Genomic DNA, 2,279 nt, shown 5'->3' on the forward strand with positions numbered 1-2,279 from the left:
CTGATGCGGGTCGGCGCGGGCAGCAGGTCGGTGGGCGTGCGCGCGGGGCGGCGCAGCACGTCGGCGACCCGCAGCCCGGCGGCCACGACGCCGCCGAGGACGGGCGGCGTCGCCGGGTCGAGCGGCACCAGGAACGCGACCGGGTGCACCAGGTGGGGCGCGATCGCGGTGAGCAGGGCGTGCCGCTCGCGCGCGGACTCCCACGCGACGCCCACCTGCCCGTGCGCCAGGTACCGCACGCCCCCGTGCACGAGCTTGGACGACCAGCGGCTGGTGCCGTTCGCGAGGTCGTCGCGCTCGACGAGCAGCGTGCGCAGGCCGCGCGACGCGGCGTCGAGGGCGGTGCCGGCACCGGTGACGCCCCCGCCGACGACCACGACGTCGTACCGCGTGGAGGCCAGCCCGGCGAGCACCCGCTCGCGGTGGGAGGCGTCGAGGTAGCCGCCCGTGGGGCCGGGCAGCACGGCGGGGCTCATCCCCCGGCCACGCGGGGTGCGAGGTAGGCGTCGACCAGGTGGGCGACCTCGCCCTCGAGGTCGACCAGACCGGCTGTGCCGTCGAGGATCTCGGCCGAGATGACGAGGTCCTGGGTCGCGTGCAGCAGCACGTGCGCCGCGGTGCGCGGGTCCAGGTCGCGCACGGAGCCGTCGGCGAGCCCCTCCTCGAGCGCGGCCTGGGTCCACGCCAGCACCGCGGTCTGCACGCGCCCGTAGCGGTCGACGAGGTACGGCAGCAGCAGCTCGGGGTCGTGCCGCCGCAGGGCCTGCACGAGCGGTGCGTGGCTCGCGCGGGAGACGGCCTGGGTGACACCCGCGACCAGCCGCTCGCGCGCGGAGCCGGCGGTCGAGGTCTCGAGCAGGCCGGCCACCAGACCCTGCAGCTCGTGCGACAGCGCGTCCAGGACGAGCTGGCGCACGCCGCCGCCGCGGCGGTACAGCGTCATCCGCGACACCCCCGCCCGGGTCGCGATCGAGGTGGCCGTCGCCCGGCGGACGCCGTAGGCGAGGACCTCCTCGCGGACGGCCTCCATGAGGCGCTCCTCGGTGCCGTCCACGCCGCCTCCGGTCGTCCGCACGGGTTGTTCCACTGTTACACAAACTGCTTCACTGTAACGCATGACGTCCTCCCGCACCACGGCCCAGACCGACGCCCTCGCCCGTCCGGTGCGCCGCTCGGTGTGGTGGGGCTGGGGCGATCCCGCCCTGGCCCGGCCGCTGGCCGCCCGCACCTGGCGCCGGCTCGCCGCCGAGCTCGGCGTCGACCCCGACGCCGTCCCGCGCGAACCGGTCGACGTGCGGCAGGTGCGGGTGCCGCGCCCGCGGCTCGACCCCGTCGTCCTCGCGGCCCTGGCCGACGTCGTCGGCGCCGACCACGTGAGCGACCACCACCTCGACCGGGTCGAGCACGCAGCGGGCCGCAGCTACCCGGACCTGCGCCGGCTGCGGGACGGCGACGGCCACGGCGCGCCGGACGCGGTGCTGCTCCCCGGGTCGGCCGACGAGGTCGCCGCGGTGCTGCGGCTGTGTGCCGAGCACGACGTCGCCGTCGTCCCCTACGGCGGCGGCACGAGCGTCGTCGGGGGCGTCACGGCGCGCCGGGACGGCGAGCACCGGCCCGTCCTGACGCTCGACCTGCGCCGGCTCCACCGGGTGCTCGAGGTCGACGAGGTGTCGCTGACGGCGACGGTGCAGGCGGGGGTGCGCGGGCCGCAGGTCGAGGCGGCGCTGCACCGCCACGGGCTGACCCTCGGGCACTACCCGCAGAGCCACCAGCAGGCGACGGTCGGCGGGTACGTGGCGACCCGGTCGGCCGGCCAGGCCTCGACCGGGTACGGCCGCATCGACGACAAGGTGCTCGCCGTCCGCGTCGAGACTCCCTCGGGCACGCTGCGTCTCGGTGGGCCGGCTCCCGCGTCGGCCGCCGGCCCGCGCCTGCTCGACGTCGTCGTGGGCAGCGAGGGCACCCTCGGGGTGATCACCGAGGCGACCCTGGCCGTCCACCGGCTGCCGGCCGCGCGGGTGCACGCGGCCGTGGCGTTCGCGTCGTGGGAGGACGGCGTCGCCGCGCTCCGCGCGCTCGCGCAGGACCACGGCTCCGGCGGCCTGCCGGAGGTGTGCCGGCTCTCGGACGGGGAGGAGACGCGGGTCGGCCTGGTGCTGGCCGGGACGAGCGGCGAGCGGCTGTCCCGCTGGCTCGCCGCGCGCGGCGCCCCGCGGCCGTGCCTGGCCGTCCTCGTCTGGGAGGGCTCGTCCGCCCGCGCGCTGCGGCGGCGGCGGCGC

The 2,279-nt window shown here is 77.9% G+C and carries 3 protein-coding genes; 1 reads left to right on the plus strand and 2 read right to left on the minus strand.

The features are described 5' to 3' along the window. A partial coding sequence (locus tag ACYVKY_RS16335; protein WP_460436045.1) for an FAD-dependent oxidoreductase occupies positions 1–476 on the minus strand: 476 nt, incomplete at its 3' end. Next, positions 473–1,075, minus strand: coding sequence for a TetR/AcrR family transcriptional regulator (locus ACYVKY_RS16340; RefSeq protein WP_460436046.1), 603 nt, complete (start codon positions 1,073–1,075; stop codon positions 473–475). The genes ACYVKY_RS16340 and ACYVKY_RS16335, both read right to left, overlap by 4 nt. A 40-nt stretch (positions 1,076–1,115) precedes the next feature. Between ACYVKY_RS16340 and ACYVKY_RS16345 the strand changes: the two genes are divergently transcribed. Next, positions 1,116–2,279: FAD-binding oxidoreductase (locus tag ACYVKY_RS16345; protein WP_460436047.1), on the plus strand; the 1,164-nt coding region annotated here is incomplete at its 3' end.

Source organism: Angustibacter speluncae (assembly GCF_054777815.1).